The sequence below is a fragment of the Caballeronia glebae genome (assembly GCF_001545035.1).
Lineage (GTDB): Bacteria > Pseudomonadota > Gammaproteobacteria > Burkholderiales > Burkholderiaceae > Caballeronia > Caballeronia glebae.
The window spans coordinates 1-21,422 of the sequence record NZ_FCOJ02000086.1; the positions used below are offsets into that span (position 1 = coordinate 1).

General features: G+C 63.7%; 16 protein-coding genes and 3 pseudogenes. 10 read left to right on the forward strand and 9 right to left on the reverse strand.

What is annotated here, in order from left to right; all coding sequences use genetic code 11:
- Positions 1 to 189, reverse strand: a pseudogene (locus AWB82_RS33665) (MFS transporter); the annotation flags it as partial.
- A gap of 337 nt (positions 190 to 526) precedes the next feature.
- Between AWB82_RS33665 and xdhA the strand changes: the two are divergent.
- Genes xdhA through xdhC form a run of 3 tightly spaced genes read left to right on the forward strand, consistent with a single transcriptional unit; the run spans position 527 to position 4,932 of the window.
- Positions 527 to 2,050, forward strand: coding sequence for a xanthine dehydrogenase small subunit (xdhA, locus tag AWB82_RS33670; RefSeq protein WP_086973615.1), 1,524 nt, complete (start codon positions 527 to 529; stop codon positions 2,048 to 2,050).
- 12 nt (positions 2,051 to 2,062) lie between these two features.
- Positions 2,063 to 4,426, forward strand: a complete 2,364-nt coding sequence (gene xdhB / locus AWB82_RS33675) for a xanthine dehydrogenase molybdopterin binding subunit (protein ID WP_086973616.1) — start codon at positions 2,063 to 2,065, stop codon at positions 4,424 to 4,426.
- Complete coding sequence (gene xdhC / locus AWB82_RS33680; protein WP_086973617.1) at positions 4,423 to 4,932, forward strand: xanthine dehydrogenase accessory protein XdhC; 510 nt, start codon at positions 4,423 to 4,425, stop codon at positions 4,930 to 4,932. The genes xdhB and xdhC overlap by 4 nt, the downstream gene beginning before the upstream one ends.
- A 274-nt stretch (positions 4,933 to 5,206) precedes the next feature.
- On the opposite strand, the gene AWB82_RS33685 is transcribed toward xdhC, so the two are convergent.
- The 4 genes from AWB82_RS33685 to AWB82_RS33700 form a co-directional block, all read right to left on the reverse strand.
- Complete coding sequence (locus AWB82_RS33685) at positions 5,207 to 6,127, reverse strand: AraC family transcriptional regulator (protein ID WP_086973618.1); 921 nt, start codon at positions 6,125 to 6,127, stop codon at positions 5,207 to 5,209.
- A 60-nt stretch (positions 6,128 to 6,187) separates the two neighbouring features.
- Positions 6,188 to 7,171: a LysR family transcriptional regulator gene (locus AWB82_RS33690; protein ID WP_086973619.1), complete on the reverse strand. Its 984-nt coding sequence runs from the start codon at positions 7,169 to 7,171 to the stop codon at positions 6,188 to 6,190.
- A 140-nt stretch (positions 7,172 to 7,311) separates the two neighbouring features.
- Positions 7,312 to 7,971: a 2-hydroxychromene-2-carboxylate isomerase gene (locus AWB82_RS33695; RefSeq protein ID WP_086973620.1), complete on the reverse strand. Its 660-nt coding sequence runs from the start codon at positions 7,969 to 7,971 to the stop codon at positions 7,312 to 7,314.
- 138 nt (positions 7,972 to 8,109) lie between these two features.
- Positions 8,110 to 9,594, reverse strand: a complete 1,485-nt coding sequence (locus AWB82_RS33700) for a TAXI family TRAP transporter solute-binding subunit (protein WP_086973621.1) — start codon at positions 9,592 to 9,594, stop codon at positions 8,110 to 8,112.
- 628 nt (positions 9,595 to 10,222) lie between these two features.
- On the opposite strand from AWB82_RS33700, the gene AWB82_RS33705 reads away from it, so the two are divergent.
- Both AWB82_RS33705 and AWB82_RS33710 read left to right on the forward strand, forming a co-directional pair.
- Positions 10,223 to 10,594 carry a BON domain-containing protein gene (locus AWB82_RS33705; RefSeq protein WP_086973622.1) on the forward strand — a complete coding sequence of 124 codons (372 nt, stop codon included), beginning with the start codon at positions 10,223 to 10,225 and terminating at the stop codon, positions 10,592 to 10,594.
- Between the two features lie 250 nt (positions 10,595 to 10,844).
- Positions 10,845 to 12,995, forward strand: coding sequence for a D-(-)-3-hydroxybutyrate oligomer hydrolase (locus AWB82_RS33710; RefSeq protein ID WP_086973623.1), 2,151 nt, complete (start codon positions 10,845 to 10,847; stop codon positions 12,993 to 12,995).
- A gap of 13 nt (positions 12,996 to 13,008) precedes the next feature.
- Here the strand turns inward: AWB82_RS33710 and AWB82_RS33715 are convergent, their stop codons facing one another.
- Positions 13,009 to 13,728 (reverse strand): DUF2242 domain-containing protein, encoded by a 720-nt coding sequence (locus AWB82_RS33715; RefSeq protein WP_086973624.1) that lies wholly within the window; start codon positions 13,726 to 13,728, stop codon positions 13,009 to 13,011.
- A gap of 508 nt (positions 13,729 to 14,236) precedes the next feature.
- Here AWB82_RS33715 and AWB82_RS33720 point away from each other — a divergent pair.
- Both AWB82_RS33720 and groL read left to right on the forward strand, forming a co-directional pair.
- Positions 14,237 to 14,527: a co-chaperone GroES gene (locus tag AWB82_RS33720; RefSeq protein WP_035500852.1), complete on the forward strand. Its 291-nt coding sequence runs from the start codon at positions 14,237 to 14,239 to the stop codon at positions 14,525 to 14,527.
- Between the two features lie 95 nt (positions 14,528 to 14,622).
- Positions 14,623 to 16,263 (forward strand): chaperonin GroEL, encoded by a 1,641-nt coding sequence (gene groL / locus AWB82_RS33725; RefSeq protein ID WP_086973625.1) that lies wholly within the window; start codon positions 14,623 to 14,625, stop codon positions 16,261 to 16,263.
- A 115-nt stretch (positions 16,264 to 16,378) separates the two neighbouring features.
- On the opposite strand, the pseudogene AWB82_RS33730 reads toward groL, so the two are convergent.
- Positions 16,379 to 16,594 (reverse strand): annotated as a pseudogene (locus AWB82_RS33730) (hypothetical protein); the annotation flags it as partial.
- 122 nt (positions 16,595 to 16,716) lie between these two features.
- Here AWB82_RS33730 and AWB82_RS33735 point away from each other — a divergent pair.
- Entirely contained in the window at positions 16,717 to 18,165 is a 1,449-nt protein-coding gene (locus tag AWB82_RS33735) for an RNA-guided endonuclease InsQ/TnpB family protein (RefSeq protein ID WP_159462654.1), read from the forward strand.
- A gap of 274 nt (positions 18,166 to 18,439) precedes the next feature.
- Here the strand turns inward: AWB82_RS33735 and AWB82_RS33740 are convergent, their stop codons facing one another.
- A complete protein-coding gene (locus tag AWB82_RS33740; protein WP_086973627.1) occupies positions 18,440 to 19,216 on the reverse strand; it encodes a DUF72 domain-containing protein in 777 nt (258 codons plus the stop codon).
- 31 nt (positions 19,217 to 19,247) lie between these two features.
- Positions 19,248 to 20,123 carry a bifunctional hydroxymethylpyrimidine kinase/phosphomethylpyrimidine kinase gene (thiD, locus tag AWB82_RS33745; protein ID WP_086973629.1) on the reverse strand — a complete coding sequence of 292 codons (876 nt, stop codon included), beginning with the start codon at positions 20,121 to 20,123 and terminating at the stop codon, positions 19,248 to 19,250.
- A gap of 311 nt (positions 20,124 to 20,434) precedes the next feature.
- Here thiD and AWB82_RS33750 point away from each other — a divergent pair, with 311 nt between their 5' ends.
- Both AWB82_RS33750 and AWB82_RS33760 read left to right on the forward strand, forming a co-directional pair.
- On the forward strand, positions 20,435 to 20,605 hold the full coding sequence (locus tag AWB82_RS33750; protein WP_025527884.1) for a rubredoxin: 171 nt from the start codon (positions 20,435 to 20,437) through the stop codon (positions 20,603 to 20,605).
- Between the two features lie 349 nt (positions 20,606 to 20,954).
- Positions 20,955 to 21,422 (forward strand): annotated as a pseudogene (locus AWB82_RS33760) (hypothetical protein); the annotation flags it as partial.

A 21,422-nucleotide genomic window follows, 5' to 3' on the forward strand; every position in this document is an offset into this window, starting at 1 on the left:
GTACTGGACGCTGATCGCCGCGCCCGCCATCACCGAGCCGTAGCCCAGATCCGTATGCACGAAGCCCGGCAGCACCGCGAGCGGGATGCCGATCGTCAGGTAGCAAAGGAACGTGTACAGCACGACAGGCAGAATCCGCAGCGTGACTGCGAACTCGCCCTGCCGCTCGGTGCGGGACTCGGTGGACATAGGGAAATTGCGGGGTTGAATTCGGCGCGAAGGCGTGATTGTCCCATATGTTGCGGCGCAACGTCGCACTCGTTTTGTAACCAGCTAGGACAAAACACCTGTCCGAACGATCGGACGGCTGCGCCGGAAGCCTTGTCGGATAAGGCTTCGCGCACATATCAAACGAAGAGTATGTCGTTCATGCAATGCGGCCTATGGGTTATGGATTTTGGTGGTGATAGCTTTCCAACCATCGAAGCGATGGGATTAATCTAAAAAAAGCCCGAAATCGCGAATGCCACCGGCTGCGCATCCCGCGCAACCAGCGAAAAAGCATCGAAGAGCCCCGAGACATCCCATGACAGAGCCGATCCGCTTCTATCACCGCAACGCGATCCAAGAAGTGAGCGGCGCGTCGACGACGCGCACCGTCCTGCAATACCTGCGCGAAGACGCGCGCTGCACCGGCACCAAGGAAGGCTGCGCGGAAGGCGACTGCGGCGCGTGCACGGTCGTCATCGGCGAGCCGGACGGGGCGGGCGGCGTGGCGTTCAAGGCCGTGAACTCATGCGTGCAATTCCTGCCGACGCTCGATGGCCGCGCGCTCTTCACCGTCGAAGACCTGCGCCAGCCGGACGGCACGCTGCATCCGGTGCAGCAGGCGCTCGTCGATTGCCACGGCTCGCAGTGCGGCTTCTGCACGCCGGGTTTCGCGATGTCGATGTTCGCGCTCTACGAAAAGCACGGTCACGCGACGATCGGCTGCCCCGGATCGTGCGAGAAGACGAAGCCTTCGCGCCAGGAAATCAGCGATGCGCTCACGGGCAATCTGTGCCGCTGCACGGGTTATCGGCCGATCATCGACGCCGCCGAGCAGATGTTCGATCACGCGCCGCTCGCGCCCGTCAACGTGCCGGCGCTCGCGCGCACGCTCGAAAGCCTGAAGCGCGACGACACCTTCCACTACGAGTACGCTGGCCGCCAGTTCGACGCGCCGCGCACCGCCGAGGGGCTTGCCGCGATCAAGGACAAGAATTCCAAGGTGCGCATTCTGGCGGGCAGCACGGACATCGGCCTGTGGGTGACGAAGCAACTGCGCGATCTCGGCGATATCGTGTATGTAGGGCAGATCGAATCGTTCAAGCATGTCGAGACGACGGACGAATGGATCGAAATCGGCGCGGGCGTGTCGGTCGAGCGCGCGTATGACGAACTCGTGAAGATCTATCCGGAACTCGAAGAAACGCGTCTGCGCTTCGCCTCGGTGCCGATCCGCAATGCCGGAACGCTCGGCGGCAATGTCGCGAACGGTTCGCCGATCGGCGATTCGATGCCCGGTCTCATCGCGTTGAGTGCGCGCGTCGTGCTGCAAAGCGTCGATGGCACGCGCGAGATGCTGCTCGAAGACCTGTACATCGCGTATCAGAAGAAGGACATGCGCGAGAACGAATTCGTCGCCGCGATCCGCGTGCCGACGCGCACGGGCAAGCGCGCCAATCTGCGGTTCCGCGCGTACAAGCTGTCGAAGCGTTTCGACTCCGATATTTCCGCCGTGTACGCCGCGTTCAGCTTCATCGCCGATGGCGACATGATTCGCGAACCGCGTCTCGCTTACGGCGGCATGGCTGCGACGCCGAAGCGCGCCGCGCACGCCGAAGCCATTCTCAACGACGCGCACTGGCACGAAGCCACCGCGCAGGCCGCGATGATCGCGCTCTCCAGGGATTACCAGCCGCTCACCGACATGCGCGCGAGCAGCGACTATCGCCTCGATACCGCGAAGAGCCTTCTGTATCGCTTCTGGCTGGAAACGCGTGCGCACGATCCGCTGGATAAATCGAAGCTGGATGTGCGCGCAATCGAACTCGTCGAAGCGAAGTAAGGAGCCAGGAACATGAATCAGCAAGCAGAAGCATTCATCGCCGACGCTCAGTCGCTCGCGAACGAAATCGACGCTTTCAAGCAGGTCCACGTGTCGCGTCCGCATGAATCGGCGCATCTGCACGTGAGCGGGCGCGCGAGCTATACCGACGACATTCCGGTGGTCGCGGGCACGCTGCACGCCGCGCTCGGCACGAGCCCGAAGGCGCACGCGAAGATCGTGTCGATGAACTTCGACGCCGTGCGCGCGACGCCGGGCGTGGTCGCCGTCTTCACCGCCGACGATATTCCCGGCGTGAACGACTGCGGTCCGATCATCCACGACGATCCGGTGCTCGCGCAGGGCATCGTGCAGTTCGTCGGTCAGCCGATGTTCATCGTCGTCGCGACGTCGCACGATACGGCGCGTCTCGCGGCGCGTCGCGCGACCATCGAGTTCGAGGATCTCGTGCCGATCCTGACGCCGGAGGACGCGCGCAAGGCGGAATCCTACGTGCTCAATCCGCTGAAGCTTTCGCGCGGCGATGCCGAAAGCCGCATGGCGAAGGCCGCGCATCACGAGCGCGGCGCGATGAAGCTGGGCGGCCAGGAGCAGTTTTATCTCGAAGGCCAGATCGCCTACGCCGTGCCGAAAGAAGACGACGGCATGCACGTCTACTGCTCGACGCAGCATCCGACGGAAATGCAGCATCTCGTCGCGCACGTGCTGAAGGTGCATTCGCATAACGTCTTGGTCGAATGCCGGCGGATGGGCGGCGGATTCGGCGGCAAGGAATCGCAGTCGGGCATTTTCGCGTGCTGCGCGGCGCTCGCCGCATGGAAGCTCTTGTGCCCGGTGAAACTGCGTCCGGACCGCGACGACGACATGATGATTACCGGCAAGCGCCACGACTTCGTGTACGACTTCGAAGTCGGCTACGACGACGACGGCAAGATCGAAGGCGTGTCCGTCGACATGACGTCGCGCTGCGGCTTCTCCGCGGATTTGTCGGGCCCGGTGATGACGCGCGCCGTCTGCCACTTCGACAACGCGTACTGGCTCTCGGACGTGAAGATCGAAGGTTATTGCGGCAAGACCAACACGCAGTCGAACACCGCGTTTCGCGGTTTCGGCGGACCGCAGGGCGCGTTCGCGATCGAATACATCCTGGATAACGTGGCGCGCTCGGTCGGCCGCGATTCGCTCGACGTGCGCCGCGCGAATTTCTATGGCAAGACGGAGAACAACAAGACGCCTTACGGTCAGACGGTCGAGGACAACGTCATCCATGAACTGATCGCCGAACTGGAAGAGACGAGCGAATATCGCCGGCGTCGCGCGGCCATCGACGAATTCAACGCGAACAACGAAATCCTGAAGAAGGGTCTCGCGCTGACGCCGGTGAAGTTCGGCATCGCGTTCAACGTGACGCACTTCAACCAGGCGGGCGCGCTGGTTCACATCTACACCGACGGCTCGATGCTCGTGAATCACGGCGGCACCGAGATGGGCCAGGGCCTGAACACGAAGGTCGCGCAAGTGGTCGCGCATGAGCTTGGCGTGAACTTCGAGCGCGTGCGCGTGACGGCGACCGATACGAGCAAGGTGGCGAATACATCGGCGACGGCGGCATCGACCGGCACCGACCTGAACGGCAAGGCCGCGCAGGACGCGGCGCGCCAGTTGCGCGAGCGGCTCGCGAAGTTCGCGGCGGAGAAGTTCGGCGGCGGCACGGTCACGCCGGCGGAAGTGCGCTTTGCGAACGACCGCGTGATCGTCGGCGGCGACGCCATTCCGTTCGGCGAAGTCGTGCAGAAGGCTTATCTCGCGCGCGTGCAGTTGTGGTCCGACGGCTTCTACGCGACGCCCAAGCTCTACTGGGATCAGGCGACGATGCAGGGCCGCCCGTTCTACTACTACTCGTATGGCGCGGCGGTGTCGGAAGTGGTGATCGACACGCTGACCGGCGAAATGCGCGTGCTGCGCGCGGATGCGCTGCACGACGTGGGCGCGTCGCTGAACCCGGCGCTCGACAAAGGCCAGGTCGAAGGCGCGTTCGTGCAGGGCATGGGCTGGCTCACGACGGAAGAACTGTGGTGGGACGACAAGGGCAAGCTGATGACGCACGCGCCGTCCACCTACAAGATTCCGACGACCAACGACACGCCCGCCGATTTCCGCGTCGATCTCTTCAAGAACCGCAACGTGGAGGACAGCATCCATCGCTCGAAGGCGGTCGGCGAGCCGCCGTTGCTGCTGCCGTTCTCGGTGTTCTTCGCGATCCGCGACGCGGTCTCGGCGGTCGGCGATCACAAGGTTAATCCGCCGCTGAACGCGCCCGCGACGGCCGAAGAAATTCTGAAGGCGGTGAACGCGGTGAGGAGCGCACGGTCATGATGCACGTCGTCCTGTTCGGCGCGGGTCACGTCGGCCATGCGCTCGTGAAGGTGCTTGGCACGCTGCCGTGCGTCGTGCAATGGGTCGATGCGCGCGACGAACTGTTCCCCGACGAAGTACCGGCGAACGTGCAAATCGAAGCGACCGATCTACCCGATGCGATCGTCGACGAAGCTCCGGCGGGCGCGTATTTCATCGTGATGACGCACGATCATTCGCTCGACTTCTCGCTCACGCAACGCATCATGCGGCGCGACGACTTTGCCTACTTCGGGCTGATCGGCTCGAAGACCAAGCGCGTGAAGTTCGAGCGGCGGCTGGTGGAGCGGGGCGTGGCGGCGGATCGGCTGCCGGAGATCACGTGTCCGATCGGCGTGGAAGGGATCGTCGACAAGGCGCCGTGGTCGATCGGGCTGGCGGTGGCTGCGCAGTTGTTGCGCGTGCGCGAGATGACGGCGCGCTTCGGCATGCCAGAGTTGAAGTCCATTCGCGCGACCGCCGCGTGATCGCGCCCGGCTGTACAGCCGGGCGCCCATACATCGCGCGTCAGTCCGCTTTGGTGTTCAGGAACGGAATCGGTGCGTTGCCACCCATGTACGTGGGCAGAGTGCCGTTCCATTTATTGATCGCCTGCAGGCGCAAGTATTGTTCGCCGCCGCTGGTCTTCAATCGGGATGGAAGTCATTCCGGTTTGCGCGGAACGAAGGGCGTGAATTGTCCTGTGTCTTGCGTTTGAAAGGCGTGGAAGTTTGTTGAAAGGTGGCCTGCGTGCAGCGAACGTCAGGTCAAGCTATTTGCCTGGCGAAATTTCCCCGGCGCCACGCCGTAAAGCTCCTTGAACCGCTTCGAGAAAGCCGCTTCGGATTGATAGCCGACATCCGCCGCGACATCCGCGATGCTCTTCTTCGTATGCCTGAGCATCGTGCTCGCAAGTTGCATCCGCACGTGACTGAGCAACACGAGCGGCGAGCTGTCCGAATGCGCGGAAAACGCGCGCATGAACGTGGCGCGCGACATCGCCGCTTCCTTCGCGAGCATCTCCAGCGTCCACGGTTCGGCGGGCCGTTCCAGCATCGCGATGATCGATGCGCCCAGCCTCCGGTTCGCCAGCAAAGCAAGCACGCCCGCCAATGACGGCTGCCCGTCGAGCCAGGCGCGCAGGACCATCGTGAAGAGCGCGGTGGACAGCGCCGTGACGATCGACGGCGCGCCTAGCTGCGCATCTTCCGCCTCACGGCGCATCGTCTGGACGAGCGGCGCGAGATAGGGCGCCGACGCGTTCGAGAACGACACGTGCACGACATCCGGCAGCACGTCGATCAGAAGCGCGCGCGGCGCGTAGAGAAAGCGCCCGCATAGCAAATCCACGCCCGGCCGTTGCCCGCCGCAATTGCTCTCTACCGTGACCGCGCCGTTGTGATGCGTTTGCATCTCCGCCTTGGCCGCGCCCGCTTCGCGCGCCTCGATGCTGAGCACATGCGCGTCCCCGCGCGGCAGGAAGAAAATGTCTCCCGCGGTCAATTCGAGCGGCGCGTGGCCGTGGCGCACGATGGTGCACGCGCCGTCGAGCACCACGTGATACACCGCTTCGCCGACGGGTGCGTTCGCGTGATCGAGTTCCAGCGGGCCGCTCAACAGGCAGCGCAGATCGAGCGCGCCGGAAAGGTTCGCAAGCTGAATCAGTTTGTCGAGGGCATCCATGTGAGCGGGCGCGGGCAGAGAGTGTCGTTCGGATAGTACCGAAGTCCCGCCGCGCGTGCGTTACTTCGCGGCTTCGCCCACCTCGGCGGTTTCGTCGCTCGTGGCCGCCGCGACGTGCTTCTTGCCCGTGAGCGAGCCGGACACGGTCGACATCAGCGTGCGCAGCCAGGCGATATCCGTCGGCTGATCGGGCTGCGGCACCGATAGCTGATAGCACTTGATGCGCGGAAACGGCACCGGCGAGTCGAGCACCGCGAGCGGCAGCATCGCCGCATAGTGCTGCGCGAAACGGCGCGGCGCGGTGAAGATCAGGTCCGACTGCAAGAGCACCTGCGGCACGAGCCCGAAGTACGGAATCGTCGTGACGATGCGCCGCTCGATGCCCGCGCGCGCGAGCCCAATGTCGATCGGATGACGGCGGCCGCCGCTGTACGGCGTCGGCGCGAGGTGCGCGGCGAGGGCGTAGCGTTCCGCCGTCAGCGGCTCGCGCGCGAGCGGATGATTCGCGCGCATCAGGCAGACGAATACGTCGCTGAACAGATCCTGGCGCTCGAAGCGCGGCTCGGGCTTCGTCCAGTTCGCGACCATCAGGTCGATCTCGCCTTCGTCGAGCATGCGCTCGTGATCGCGCATCGGGGTGAGCGACTCGATCTCCAGGCGCGCGTTGGGCGCGGCGTCGCGAAAAGCGGCGACGAGCGTCGGCATGAAAAAATCGTTGAGGTAATCGGGCGCGGCCACGCGGAACGTGCGGCGCGAGCTTTCCGGATCGAAATCGCCATGCGGCGTCGCGACGAATTCGACTTCACGCAAGGCGCGTTGCGCGGGCGCAAGCAGCGATTCGCCGTATTCGGTCGGCACCATGCCCTGTTTGCCGCGCACGAGAATCGGGTCGTTCAGGATTTCTCGCAGGCGGCGCAGCGCGGTGCTGATCGCCGGCTGCGTCTGGTTCAGCCGTTGCGCGGTCTGCGTCACGCTGCGCTCCAGCAACAGGGTGCGCAGCACGCGGATGAGCCAGATGTCGAGTGAGTCGGCGGGATCGTTCATGGCCAGCAAAGCGGTTGAATTCAGGACGCGCGGGCGCGAACTCGCGAACCCTCAGCCGAAGTTAAACGCTTATCCATTTTTGACGCCATAGCAGGCGCGCTATGCACGGCATAGGCGCGCTCTGCCCAAGCGTTGCGTCGTCAGCTGAATTCGGCGTCCCGAGGGGCGATCGGCAGTGCGCTGATGCGCTTCACTTCGGCGCCTTCGAGCCAGTTCGGCGAGCGCGCGACGTAGAGCACCATCGGCAGCGTGTCCTCGCCCCAGAAGATCTGATCGTTGACGAGGAAGGTCGGCACGCCGAACACGCCCATCGATACGGCGCGGTCGTTGTTGTCGCGCAGCTTCGCTTTGACGTCGTCGTCCTCGATGCGCGTAACGCCCTCCGGCATGCCGATACGCTCGCACAACGCGGCGAAGCCTTCCGGCGTCGCCGGATCGCGCCCCTCGCGCCAGATGTAGCGGAAGATTTCACGCACGCGGGCGATCTCGCCGTTCGCCAGCACGGCGAGACGCAGCGCCTTGCTCGGATCGAACGGATGTGCGGGAGGCATCTTAAACGGAATGCCAAGCTGCTCCGCGCGAAACAGCGCGTGCCGGTACGTGAAGACGCGCTTGGACGGGATCGTCGCCGCGTGCGGCTGGCCCCAGCGTTCGAGCAGCTTCATCAACTGGACGGGGACGAGTTCGAACGGCATGTCCGGCCATTTTTCATGTTGCTCCAGCAGCAAGTACGAAAACGGCGAAATGAAGTCGAAGAAAAAATACGGATGACCGGTGCTGGTCGAATGCGGGGCACTCATGTTCCCTTCTCCCTGAGATTCCGTGGCTTTACGCGCGGCGGCGCGCCGTGAGCCTCATCTGTTCGTTTTTGTCGTGTCCTGCATGACGGATGCGGCGCGCGCGGCGTCGCATTTTTTTTACCGTTTCTCCAATAGATATTACGTGCTGCCTTGTTCCGTGTCTGCCCGCATAGCGTCGACGGCCGCAAGCTGTTGCGCGGCGTCGCGCGCACGGGCTTCGTCGGCCTGCCCAACGGGCGCGATGGGCGCGTGCGCGAGACGCTCCCGCACGAAACCGATGTGCTCGCGCAACACATAGAACTGATCCGCGAACGAGAGCGGCATCTTCATGCGATTCACGGCCGTTTCAATGGCGTCGATGCGTTCGAGCAGGGCGTCGCGCTGGGCCCTGTCCGGGCCGCTGATCGCTTCCCGCTCTATTGCAATCAGCGCGCCATACCAGCGATAGATGCGCGATTTCACGCGCCATCGATACAGCCCCGGTACGAGCCGCAAGCCCGGGATCAGCACCACGATCAGCGGGACGAGCACGACGAGGAGGCGATCCGCGAGGCTCGCGACCCAGAACGGCAGCGCGCGGTACAGAAAGCTCTTGCCCGATTTGTAATAGCGGTCGGCGTTGTCGCTGATGCGGAATTCATGCACCAGCGGCGCGGGAAATTCGTTCGCCCGCTGCAGCAGATTCGCGCGTCCGTGCACCTCGCGCGCGGCTTCGATCAGCAGATCGGAGAGCGCCGGATGCAGGCTGTCGCGCGCGACCAGTTCGGCCGTCGGCGCAATCATGTGGACCGCGCGCGGCGGCAGGTTGCGGGCGAAGTCGAACGCGCCCATCGGCAACTCGATTTCCGTCAGGTACGGAAAGCGGCGCGCGTAGGCATCGGCCTGGGCGAAATCCATGAAGCGGATGCCGGAGGTGCGCAAAAGCTTCGCCATCGTCGGCGGCTGCGCGGAGTCGCCGGTCAGAAAGACGGCGTCGATCTGGCCGTCTTCGAGCGCTTTCGCGGCTTCGTCTCCGGCGAGCGGCAACAGCTCGGTGTCGCCGCCCGGTTCGATGCCGTTCGCCTTCAACAGATTCAGCGCGAGCACGCGCGTGCCGCTGCCCTCCGCGCCGATCGCGAGCCGCTTGCCCTTCAGCTCCGACAAACGGCTGACGACCGTCGCGCCGCGATAGAAAACCGCGAGCGGCACGTAGGACACGCTGCCGAGCGATTCCAGATTGTCGTGCGTCGCGCCGGGCTTCGTCAGCCCGCCCTGCACGAAACCGGCGTCGACTTTCGAATTCGGATCTTCGAGGCGCGTCAGGTTGTCGAGCGAACCTTGCGTCTCCAGGACGTTGAGTGTGACGCCGTTGCGCGCGAGGATCGTCTTGTATTTCTGCGCGCTGGTCCAGAAGGAGCTGCCTTTCGGCCCGGCGGCGATGGTCAGCGTGCTCGGCGGCGCGGGCTGGATCAGGCGCACGGCGGCATACAGCGCGACCGCGCATACGAGCAGAATCGGGCCGAAGGTGAGCGCGAGATCGCGCCAGGAGATTGCGACAAAGCGCGCGACGATTTTCGGCTGCGGCTTGCGTTTGGGCGGGACGTCCGGATCGTGGCCGGGATTGCTTCCTGAAGGGTCGGTCATCTCGTCGGTAGTTGTAAAACTTCGTGCGTGCGAGCTTACCCGATCGCGATGCGCGGACGTCGCCACGGACGTGTTCGGCGAGACGCGCGAGTGGCGCGCCCGAGGCGGCCGGCATGGCGTCGATGGTACATGAGATCGATTGCCGCCCGGACGGCGGCGAGCCCCGCGCCTCGTGTGACAGGTGTGTGTAGTCATCGGCGGCGTTGTTGTTTGTGCGCGGCTTCGCGGATGGCCGCGTCGTTAAATGCTTTGCGCTAATGGCCGCGCTGGGCTAAATTGACGTTCGCCGCCGCACGACAAGGCCCTCGCGCGCCGCAGCCCGGAATATGGGTTCGCGGACCGCGCCAAGCAGGTGCCTTGCGGCAGGTCATATTCGAGCCAACGGGTGTCATCGCCCGACCAACCGGCCGTGTTTTGTTTCGTCCGCCAGTCTCTCGCAGCACCGTGAGCCGCATCCGCCGGCTTGCCGCCGCCATTCCCGCGCCCATTTCGGGCACCGGAAGCGCGTGGCCACGGTCAGCCGCTCGGATGTCGTCGTCCAGCCGCTGGGATGCGGCCCGGGTTTGAAGTGCAAAACGAGCGAAGTAGCAACTGTGCGAAGTCAACAAGCGAAACAAAAGGAGAAATCATGAAAGCAGTCGATCTGTTGAAGGCGCTGGGCGTGGTGGTGTGCGTGGCCGTGGCTTCGAGCGCCTATGCTCAATCGAGCGACGCGGCGGCCACGAGCACGGACTCGGCAGCAGCGGCCAAGGCCCAGAAATCCACGACCAAGAAGACCGACCGTAAGCTCGGCTACGACGTGCGCCGCGCGCTGTCGAAGGTGCCGGGCTTCGACGTGTCGAACGTGTACGTGCGCGCGCGCAGTGGCGCGGTGACGCTGACCGGCACGGTGCCGGAAGGCGGCCAGATCGCCCAGGCGGAAGAAGCGGCGAAGGGCGTGGCTGGCGTGAAATCGGTCAGCAACAAGATCACGCTCGGCGTCCAGGGCGGCGGGCAATAACACGCAGTTCAGGCAGTAGGCGGCATCTCGCGATGCCGCTGGCTTTGCTCGTCTGGCGGGCGTTTGAACGGGCTCCGGCGTCGCCGGGGCCCGTTGTCGTTTGGCGCTTTCGCAGCCGGCGCGTACGAGCATGAATTCGGCTGTGACGGTCGTTCGATAAGCGCGATACTTGCATGGTCGATCGCGCGTCTCGCGGGTGTGGCGCGCGGAAAATCGCATCACTCAATCGGAACGGATGGCGGAGACTCAAATGAAAAGACTCGCGCGTTTCCCGGGGTTGCAGACTTGGCAGAAGGTGCCGCGAACGGCCGCGCTCGGCGCGCTGGCCGTGCTCGCGGCAGCGACGCTCGCCGCATGCCATGGCGGCGATGACGACAACAACAACGGCGGCGGCCAGCCGACCAATACCTTGCCGACCTTCATCTCCGGCTCGGTCAATACCCAGACTTACGACGGCGTCTCGGACGACCTGCTGACCGCCGGTCTCGGCAAGACGGGCCTCGCGTCGGCGACCGCGCCCACGATCTCCAAGCCCGCCGCGCCGACGGCAGCCGAATTGCGCCGCCTCGCGATCTATTCGAACTACCGCGCGCTCGTCGACATGTCGGCGACCGGCGGCTACGGGCGCTTCTGGGGGCCGAATATCGACCTGAACGGCAACGACTCGCTCGGCGAAGGCAAGATCGCGGGCAAGGAATACATCGCCTATGCCGACGACGGCAGCGGCACGCAGAACGTCAGCCTGCTCGTGCAGATCCCGGCGAGCTTCAATCCGGATCAGCCGTGCATCGTCACGGCCACGTCATCGGGATCGCGCGGCGTCTACGGCGCGATCTCGGCGGCGGGCGAGTGGGGCCTGAAACGCGGCTGCGCGGTCGCCTACACGGACAAAGGCGGCGGCAACGGCGCCCAGGAGATTTCGACCACGCTCGTCACGCTCATCGACGGCACGCTCGCGAGCACGAGCCTCGCCGGAACGAAGGCGATCTTCAAGGCGAACGTGAGCGCGTCGGCGCTCTCGTCGTTCAACGCGGCGTTCCCGAATCGCTACGCGTACAAGCACGCGCATTCGCAACAAAACCCGGAAAAGGACTGGGGCAAGAACACCTTGCAGGCGATCCAGTTTGCATACTGGGCGCTCAACGACATGTTCGGCACGGTCAGTGGATCGACGCATCAGGTGCGCTACAGCAAGGGCGATATCACGACGATCGCGGCATCGGTGAGCAATGGCGGCGGCGCATCGCTGGCGGCGGCCGAGCAGGACACCGATGGCTGGATCACGGCGGTCGTCGTCGGCGAGCCGCAGATTAATCTGAACTTGCCGTCGCAGGTTTCGGTGCGGCAGGGCGGCGTGCCGGTCGGCTCGTTCGGCAGGCCGCTCGCGGACTACATGACGCTCGCCAACTTGCTCCAGCCGTGCGCGGCGCTCGCACCCGCGGCGGCGGGCGCGCCGTATCTGGCGACGCTTTTGCCCGCCACGACCAATGCCATCCGCACGGCGCGCTGCGCGACGCTCGCCGCGAATGGCCTCGTCTCGGGCGGCGCCACGGTCGCGCAGGCCACGGACGCGCTGAGCCAGTTGCATCAGGCGGGTTACGAGACCGACTCCGATACGCTGCAGGCGCCGATGTGGGACTCGCAGGCGGTTCCGGCCGTCGCCGTCACTTACGCCGACGCCTATATGAAGGCGAGCGTGCTCGACAATCTCTGCGACTTCAGCTTCGGCACGACCAACGCCGCGACGGGCGCGGCCGGCGTGACGCCGCTCTTCTCGCCGATGTCGACGATGTTCGGCAACGGCAACGGCGTGCCGCCGACCAACGGCATCAATCTGGTCTACAACGCGGGAACGGCGGGCGCGGCGGATCATCGGTTCGCGACGCCCGATGCCAGCTACGCGGGCGCCGCTTGCCTGCGCGCGTTATGGACGAACGGCAACCCGACGATGGTGGACAGCGTGAATGCGATCCGCGTGAACGCGAATCTGCGCGGTAAGCCCGCGATCATCGTGCAGGGCCGCGCGGATGCGCTCGTGCCGATCAATCACGCGTCGCGACCGTATCTCGGCGCGAATCGGGTGGCGGAGGGCAGCAAGAGCCAGCTTTCGCTCTACGAGATCACGAACGGTCAACACTTCGACGCGTTCCTGAGCGTGGCCGGCTTCGACACGCGCTTCATTCCGGTCCACTACTACAACATTCAGGCGCTCAACCTGATGTGGGATCACCTGAAGAACAACGCGCCGCTGCCGCCTTCCCAGGTGGTTCGAACGGTCGCGCGCGGCGGCACGGCGGGATCGGCGCCCCCGCTTGCGACGTCGAACCTGCCGCCGATCGCGACCGATCCCGGCGCGAACGCGATCTCGGTGACGGCCGGCGTCGTCAACGTGCCGAACTGACGACGCGCGTGACTTAGTGGGTCGCGGTGGCCGCCGAAGCCGATGGCGCCGCGGCCGCATCCGGCGCCCGGATCGCCGTGGCGGCGGCGGGCGTTTGCACGACGATCGGCGTCGGCGTCAACTCGGGCGAGCTCACGATGATCGAGGGCGCGAGCGGCTTGCTCTTCACTTCGTCGGCCGCGACGGGCGCGCTGCGCGGCACCGTGCTCAGATAGTGTCCCATCAGGCCGAAGAAGCGGTCGTAGAACTTGCCCGCGGGCACGGTCTCGCTCGAAATCTTGACCATCGCGTCGCTGTTCGAGCGGATCGGCAGCGACAGCGAGCCGAGCACGCTCAAGCCGACACTCGCCGACGTGTCGCTCTTCTTGAGCGCATAGCCGTCCTGCACGGCGTTCACATACGCGATGCTCTGATTCGTCGCGTTTTCGCCGGGCGTGCACACGACATGGAAGGACACGACGACGTGCGTCTCGGCGCTCGGCTGGAAGTTCTTCGTGGCGTCGACGGTGTCGGGCTGGCCCATCGTCGTGAGAAAGCCTTGCGACAACAGCGCCCGGCGCGCAGCTTCGCAGGTCTCGTTGACCGTGGCGTCGAAGTTGTGCGCGAACGGGCTCGCGCCGGTGCTGAACAGCTCCTGCTGATAGCTCGGCGCGACTGAGCTGGAGCCTGCGCAGGCGGTGAGCGCGATCAGCAGGAGGGAAGCGAAAACGAGGCGCGGCGACGGCATGGGCATGAGACGGCGGATCCAGAATTTGTGTCAACGGCAGACGCAAATTGTAGTGCGGCTGGAGTGATCGATGAAAAAGGGCGAGTTGGAAGGGATCGTTGGATTCGCGGTTTCCACTGTAGTGAGCGGGCGCAAGAGGTGTTCCGAAGGCCGCCGGGCTGCGGCTGGAGACAGGTGAAGTCGCGCGGATTCGGGAACGCGGCGCGCCGCGATGTGTCTCTTCGGTGCTTTTTCGCGAAAGGTAAGGCAGAGGCGCATCGATCAAATCCCGAGGGTGATTGATCGCATCAATCGACTATACACAAGCGATTGAGGCGACCGCTTTTCTTCGAATCTTCTGTCCTACGGGATTTTCCTGCCCCGTCTCGCCGCATCCCTCCTTGAAATTGTCAAATTCGGTCCATATAATTAGCACTCACTGCACGAGAGTGCTAACAAGATTGCCGTCCGGCGAGATTGTTCTCAACGGACGGGTTTTCCCGCGTTTTCAGTCTCAATCAAGAGAGGAGTGTGTATGAACCTTCGTCCTTTGCACGATCGCGTCATCGTCAAGCGTCTGGATCAGGAAACCAAGACCGCATCGGGTATCGTTATCCCGGAAGCTGCCGCAGAAAAGCCGGATCAAGGCGAAGTCCTGGCCATCGGCCCGGGCAAGCGCGATGACAAGGGCGTGCAGAACGCCCTCGACGTGAAGGTGGGCGACCGCGTGCTGTTCGGCAAGTACGCCGGCCAGACCGTCAAGGTCGATGGGCAGGAGCTGCTCGTCATGCGCGAAGAAGACATCATGGCCGTTCTGGTCAAGTAAGCATCCTTCCTGTACGTCTGACTTCGCTCGCCTGAGCCGCTTTCCCAAGCGCCGCGGCGAAGCCGGAAAACTGAATCGAATCAAGGAGTTTGGATATGGCAGCTAAAGAAGTCACTTTTGGCGATTCCGCACGCGCAAAGATGGTCGAAGGCGTGAACATCCTGGCCAACGCGGTCAAGGTCACGCTGGGTCCGAAGGGCCGCAACGTCGTGCTCGAGCGCTCGTTCGGCGGCCCGACGGTCACCAAGGACGGTGTCTCGGTCGCGAAGGAAATCGAACTGAAGGACAAGCTCCAGAACATGGGCGCGCAAATGGTCAAGGAAGTCGCTTCCAAGACCAGCGACAACGCAGGTGACGGCACCACGACCGCTACCGTGCTCGCGCAATCCATCGTTCGCGAAGGCATGAAGTACGTCGCATCGGGCATGAACCCGATGGACCTGAAGCGCGGCATCGACAAGGCCGTCGCGGCAGCAATCGAAGAACTGCGCAAGATCAGCAAGCCCTGCACGACGAACAAGGAAATCGCGCAAGTCGGCTCGATCTCGGCGAACAGCGACACGTCCATCGGCGATCGTATCGCCGAAGCCATGGACAAGGTCGGCAAGGAAGGCGTCATCACCGTCGAAGACGGCAAGTCGCTGGAAGACGAGCTGGACGTCGTCGAAGGCATGCAATTCGACCGCGGCTACCTGTCGCCGTACTTCATCAACAACCCGGACAAGCAAGTCGCCGTGCTCGAAAACCCGTTCGTGCTGCTGCACGACAAGAAGGTTTCGAACATCCGTGATCTGCTGCCGATCCTGGAACAAGTCGCGAAGGCTGGCCGTCCGCTGCTGATCATCGCTGAAGACGTCGAAGGCGAAGCCCTGGCTACGCTGGTCGTCAACAACATCCGCGGCATCCTGAAGACCGTTGCCGTGAAGGCTCCGGGCTTCGGCGATCGTCGCAAGGCAATGCTGGAAGACATCGCGATCCTGACCGGCGGTCAAGTGGTCGCGGAAGAAACCGGCCTCACGCTCGAAAAGGCGACGCTGGCTGAACTGGGCCAGGCGAAGCGCATCGAAGTGGGCAAGGAAAACACGACGATCATCGACGGCGCTGGCGAAGCCGCGAACATCGAAGCTCGCGTGAAGCAAGTGCGCAAGCAGATCGAAGAAGCGACGTCGGACTACGACCGTGAAAAGCTGCAAGAGCGCGTAGCCAAGCTGGCTGGCGGTGTTGCCGTGATCAAGGTCGGCGCTGCGACCGAAGTCGAAATGAAGGAAAAGAAGGCACGCGTCGAAGACGCACTGCACGCGACGCGCGCAGCTGTGGAAGAAGGCATCGTGGCTGGCGGCGGCGTTGCGCTGATCCGCGCTCGTCGTGCGATCGACGGCCTGAAGGGTGCGAACCCGGACCAGGACGCAGGTATCAAGATCGTTCTGCGTGCAATGGAAGAGCCGCTGCGCCAGATCGTCGCGAACGGCGGCGAAGAAGCTTCCGTCGTGGTGGCGGCTGTTGCTCAAGGTACGGGCAACTACGGCTACAACGCGGCGACCGGCGAGTACGGCGACCTGGTGGAAGCCGGCGTCGTGGACCCGACGAAGGTTACGCGCACTGCGCTGCAAAACGCGGCATCGGTGGCAGGCCTGCTGCTGACGACTGACGCAGCCGTTGCAGAACTGCCGAAGGACGACGCTCCCATGGGCGGCGGCATGCCCGGCGGCATGGGCGGCATGGGCATGGACATGTAAGAAAGGCTTCGGCCCGATTACATCGGCGTGAGCTTCGCAAGAGGCTCGCGTCATGCCAAGAATAAATCCCGCAGTGATGCGGGATTTTTTTCGTCCATACCAGTCGTCGAGCGCTCTACTTGTTCATCTCATCGCGCAACTTCTGCGCGGCGGCCTTGTAGTCGTAGGTCGGATAAAACTCCGTCCGATACCCGCCCCATGCAGTGGTCTCGATCGCGTGGTTCACTTCGCGTAACCGGTCGTCGGGCACGCGCAGCCTCACGACCTGTGCGATGCGCATCATCACGTACCGAGACACGATTTCGACGCCCGGCGGGGAGACGCCTTGAAAGGCAGCCAGCAATCCTCCCCGTTCACGGGAGGAAGGATATGTGGCGAACCGAAGCTTCGCTTTCTAGTCCGATGCGAAGCGAACTGGCTTGACACTTACATGTATGAATGTACAGTACCAATATGTCTTCCATACTCCAATCCGGCGTTCGATTCAGGGCCTATCCTGATACGGGATTGGCGTCGATACTCGCGCGATGGATTGGCTGTCAGCGTTTCATTTACAACAGTAAAGTAAGCGAAGATCGGCTGTTCGCGGCACAACGCCGGCTTGAGTTGGTCTGGGGTAATTCGGAAGTCAAAGCCCCGCTCGACCAGGCTTATGCGCAGTTCAAGGACCGGGAACTCACACCCTGGCTGTACGAGGTGCCAAGTCAGATCCTGCGCAACGGCGCGGTACGCTGGATGAACGCCAAGCGACGTCAGCTGAAAAAGCTCGGGAACGCACCGCGACGCCGCACTCGAAGAGACTTCAACAGCGTCCGCGTGACGGGGGAACTGTTCCGCTTTGTCCAGACTGCTGCGGGGCCGGTCATCCAACTGGGCACGAAGGCCGAACCCGTAGGCAGGTTGCCATTCAAGGCGCATCGTCCGTTTGGCCTGCCAAAGAGCATCGTCCTCCGCGAGGTTGCGGGTCAATGGTTTGTGAGTTTCTGCTACGAGCACGAAAGCAATGTCATCGCGCGTAAGCCGCACGAATTGGCGTACGAGTTGAATGCGCTCGACGACGCGACGCTGGCGAGGGTCACGCTCGGACTTGACCGCAACGTGGCCGACAACTGTGTCGCCACGAGCGCCGGTGAACAGTTGCGCTTCGATCCTCTGACCGTGAAACGAATGCAGCGCAAGGAGATCGGTGCCAAGCGGTATCAGCGGCGCATGGCGCGATCGCAGAACGGCTCGGCGAACCGCCGCAAACTGGTCAGACGGCTTGCCCGACGGCTGGATTACGCTACACGCGTGCGCAACGACTTCGCTCACCGGCTCACGTACCGGCTCGTCAACAGCGAAGCGCGCTTTTTTGTGCTCGAGGATCTCAAGGTCGGGAACATGAGCCGTCGTCCGAAGGCGGTGAAAGACGAGCGCACGGGAAAGTGGCTCAGAAACCGAGCGAAGGCGAAGGCTGGTCTAAACCGGAAGATCCTCGCCTCGTGCTGGGGCAGAATCGACGCGTTTCTGCGCTACAAGGCCGGGAAAAAAAACAAACTCGTCGGCAAGGTGCCGGCCCAAAATTCATCAAGAGGATGTTCCCGGTGCGGGCACATCCACGCGGACAACCGGGATGCCCGTCGCTTTGTCTGTGTACGCTGTGGTTTGACGCTGCATGCTGACCATAACGCGGGGATCAACATTAAGACCCTCGGTATCGGGGCATTGCGCGACGGAGCTTTCTTTGTAGAGAAGCCAAAAAAGCGCATTGCGTTCCGACGTACGGACAGCATTCCGACCGGTGGGACGCCGGAAGTTGCCTGTGGAGCGAATATAAGTCCTGATCCACGCCCTGCGTGGGTCAGGCAGTGCGCCACGAAGCAGGAATCATGCGTCGCGAGGCGCAGAAGCATCGGGCTTTAGGCCGGGAGAGTTCACGTAGCCTTGCTCCTTCAACTGCTGCTGGTGATGGACCTACGGTAGGGCCTTCGGTTCGTCGTGCTTCAGGATGATCGTAAGCAGGAAGATTCCATCGCTAGCGGGCGTAGTGCCGTGTGGTGACGAGGCGGCTTGTGCGACTGCCGGTGCGGCGAGGATCAGCATCGAGGCGAACATCAGGCTTTGAGTCAGGCGTGCGACTCGTCTTGCCGGCTTGCGCACCACGACTGGTCCTCGGGTAGTCGGGTGAGAAAGACGCTTACTTGTGATGAATCCGCAGCCGCTCCATCAGATGCAGCGCGTTGGGCTGCGCGTGGCCCTCGGCGGTGTTATCGAAGATGCACCAGACTTCGGCCGTCTTTTTCGCGCGGTTGTGAAGCGTGCGCGCGACTTCGTCGAGATAGGTGTAGTCGTAGGAAGACTTGTAGAGCTCGGGTGTGCCGTGCAGCCGCACGTACACGAGCGACGTGTCCGGGCGATGCTTGATCTCGCACTCGTCGGGGATCGGGTCGGCATCGACGTATGCGATGTGGTGCGCCTTCAAAAGCGCGGCCGCGTGGCTCGTGAACCAGCTATGTTCGCGCGCTTCGCACGCGACCGGCAGCTTCGTGCGTTCGCGCAGCGCCTTGAAAAATGCCTCGGCGATGTCGTGATCGAACGGCAGGCTCGGCGGCAGTTGCACGAGCCAGCAACCGAGCTTGTCGCCGAGTTGTCCGGCCGCGCGGAGAAATTCGTCGAGCAGTGACTCGGTATCGACGAGACGCGCGTCGTGCGTGATTGCCTTCGGCACCTTGACCGAAAAGCGGAACGACTCGGGTACGCTTTCGCGCCAGTTCGCGTAGGTTTGCTCGCGATGCGGCTTGTAGAAACTGGAGTTGATCTCGACGCACGTCAGCACGTGCGAGTAGCGTTCGAGATGCGTGCCTTCGTGCGGAAAGCTCGTGGAGACGGCGCTCGACAGGCCCCAGCCCGCGCAGCCGATGCGGATCGCGCCTTGCGGGCCGGGCTTGTGCAGATGGGGCAGTCGGTATGGCATGCGCTCGCGTCGCCTCCCTTCTTGTTGTGTGTCAGTGCCGAGCTTCTCCGGGCAGTCCCGTTGGGTCATCCGGCAGCGAGGACGCTTCGCCTTCTTCGTCGGCATCGTTCGAGCGCGCCCAGAAAAAGCGATCCGGCAGATACGCGCCCATGCCCGGCCGGAACGCGGCGCGCGCGGCCTGGAACACGTATTCTTGCGCCTCGCGGGCGGCTTCGGCGGGCTCCTGACCGTTCGCGAGCAGAGCGGCGACCGCCGAGCCGAGCGTGTCGGTCAGGCCCATGATGCGTTGCACGCTGCGTTCCCACGTATCCTGCCGCACGAGTCCTTCTTCGCTGTAGAGCGTGTTGACGTGGCGATGCGTGCCGGTTTCCATCGCGAGCACGTACTCGCAGCCCTGCGCCAGGATGTGGGAAATCGCGGAATCGAGCGTCGGCGATTCGGCGTCGCTGTCGGGCTGCGCGAGTTGCAGTAACGTGGCGTGATCGGCAATCAGCATGGTGGTCTGCGGCACGAGCAGATCGGCAAGCGATTCGCGGAGTTCGTCGGCGGACAGCACGTGTTCGTCGTCGAGCGTGAAATCGGGCGCGAGGATCAGCGGCACGTCGTCGTAGTCGGAGACGACTTCGGCGATGGCGGACACGAGTTCCGCGCGCGTCGCCGCGCCGATCTTGAACGCGGCGACTGGCATGTCTTCAAGCAACATGCGCGCCTGGGTCGAAACAGTTTCCGGATCGAGGCCGGTCACTTCGTCGCAGGTCGCGGAATCGCGCACGGCGTAGCCGGTGAGCACGGTCGCGCCGTGACAGCCCATGCTCGCGAGCGTCAGCAGGTCGGCCTGCAGGCCCGAGCCGCCCGTGGGATCGAACAGGCCGAAGGTGAGTACGATCGGTGGGGAATCGCCGGTCATGGCAAAAGCGGACATTTTGGTATTGGATTGCTTGGATGGACGATCGGCGCTAAGCGAACTCGTCCGCGCCCTGAGCGCGTGAGCGAATGCCCGCTCGGTCATGTCTGATTATGCGGCCTAACGCTGCCCGGAAGGTTTCTTTGCGCACTTTTTTCCGGTGCGCTAGCCTTGGGCACCGGACTTCGACGCGACGGCCGTTTCGACCGATGTCACGATGCGCGCACCGCAGGCGGCCCGCTTGCTAGGCATCGACACGGCAACACGGTACCATCATGTCCTATTTTCAACCGACCATTCGACTCGGCATAAGTATGGAATACAGAAGCTGGATGTGCCTGATCTGCGGCTGGATCTACGACGAGGAAGCGGGATTGCCCGAGGAAGGCATCGCGCCGGGCACGCGCTGGGAGGACGTTCCGATCAACTGGACCTGTCCCGAATGCGGAGCCCGCAAGGAAGATTTCGAGATGGTCCAGATCTGATCTTGTCGTTCTGCCGCGCCGCATGACTCGCGTCATGCGGCGCGCGTTTTTTGCGGACCGCGTTCGGCATGACGACGCGTTTCGCGCGTGGGCAGCCATCGGCGGCTCGCCGATTTTTCGGGTTGTGCAACGCAAGGTGAATTCGTTGCGGCGCTTCCGGCGTCGCGCGATGTACGCGAATAAAACGTGCAAGAAGCCTTTGCGGATTCGGTTCCCGCGCTGGCTCGTTAAGGCATACGCTTGAAGCAGGTGCGACGAGGCTCGTGCGCGCCTGTCGATGACGCAACTCAACCGCGTGCGACGGCGACGTTCGATCGCCGTGCCGCGAACCGGCTTGTGAGCGCCCGATATGACATCTCGTCCCGATCTGCCCGTTCCGTTCGAAGCCTTGCCCAATCCGCGCGGCGGATCGGTGCGACTCGCAGAAATGGCGCTGACCGACGCGTTGCACGCGTTCCAGCGCCAGGGCGAAACCGGGGCCGCGCTGAAACGTGCGATCGCCGCGTTGCATTCGGCGGGCTGGCTCCCCGCGCAGCGCTTCGCCGAGGCGCTGACGCTCGTCGCGCCGCTCGGCGAGGAATCGGAAGGTAGCCACCACGCTCGCATCGCCGATGCCATCGCGGTTTTTCGCGGCGCGGTCGAGCGCCGCAATCTGCGCGAACTTGCGTGCTCGACGGCGCTTTTCGATCACTATCGCGGCCTGCATGCGTTGCTCGCATTGCATACGCGCGTCGCGCCGGTTTCCTACGATGATCTCGCTCTCGCGGGCCGCGCGATCGCGCCGGCGACGCTGCGCGGCATCGCACCCGAGCGGCTC

Excerpts from the sequence above, each read along its gene's own strand:
- xdhA (WP_086973615.1), top strand. The coding sequence starts at position 527 with ATGACAGAGCCGATCCGCTTCTATCACCGCAACGCGATCCAAGAAGTG.
- xdhB (WP_086973616.1), top strand. The coding sequence starts at position 2,063 with ATGAATCAGCAAGCAGAAGCATTCATCGCCGACGCTCAGTCGCTCGCG.
- xdhC (WP_086973617.1), top strand. The coding sequence starts at position 4,423 with ATGATGCACGTCGTCCTGTTCGGCGCGGGTCACGTCGGCCATGCGCTC.
- AWB82_RS33685 (WP_086973618.1), bottom strand. The coding sequence starts at position 6,127 with ATGGATGCCCTCGACAAACTGATTCAGCTTGCGAACCTTTCCGGCGCG.
- AWB82_RS33690 (WP_086973619.1), bottom strand. The coding sequence starts at position 7,171 with ATGAACGATCCCGCCGACTCACTCGACATCTGGCTCATCCGCGTGCTG.
- AWB82_RS33695 (WP_086973620.1), bottom strand. The coding sequence starts at position 7,971 with ATGAGTGCCCCGCATTCGACCAGCACCGGTCATCCGTATTTTTTCTTC.
- AWB82_RS33700 (WP_086973621.1), bottom strand. The coding sequence starts at position 9,594 with ATGACCGACCCTTCAGGAAGCAATCCCGGCCACGATCCGGACGTCCCG.
- AWB82_RS33705 (WP_086973622.1), top strand. The coding sequence starts at position 10,223 with ATGAAAGCAGTCGATCTGTTGAAGGCGCTGGGCGTGGTGGTGTGCGTG.
- AWB82_RS33710 (WP_086973623.1), top strand. The coding sequence starts at position 10,845 with ATGAAAAGACTCGCGCGTTTCCCGGGGTTGCAGACTTGGCAGAAGGTG.
- AWB82_RS33715 (WP_086973624.1), bottom strand. The coding sequence starts at position 13,728 with ATGCCCATGCCGTCGCCGCGCCTCGTTTTCGCTTCCCTCCTGCTGATC.
- AWB82_RS33720 (WP_035500852.1), top strand. The coding sequence starts at position 14,237 with ATGAACCTTCGTCCTTTGCACGATCGCGTCATCGTCAAGCGTCTGGAT.
- groL (WP_086973625.1), top strand. The coding sequence starts at position 14,623 with ATGGCAGCTAAAGAAGTCACTTTTGGCGATTCCGCACGCGCAAAGATG.
- AWB82_RS33735 (WP_159462654.1), top strand. The coding sequence starts at position 16,717 with ATGTCTTCCATACTCCAATCCGGCGTTCGATTCAGGGCCTATCCTGAT.
- AWB82_RS33740 (WP_086973627.1), bottom strand. The coding sequence starts at position 19,216 with ATGCCATACCGACTGCCCCATCTGCACAAGCCCGGCCCGCAAGGCGCG.
- thiD (WP_086973629.1), bottom strand. The coding sequence starts at position 20,123 with ATGACCGGCGATTCCCCACCGATCGTACTCACCTTCGGCCTGTTCGAT.
- AWB82_RS33750 (WP_025527884.1), top strand. The coding sequence starts at position 20,435 with ATGGAATACAGAAGCTGGATGTGCCTGATCTGCGGCTGGATCTACGAC.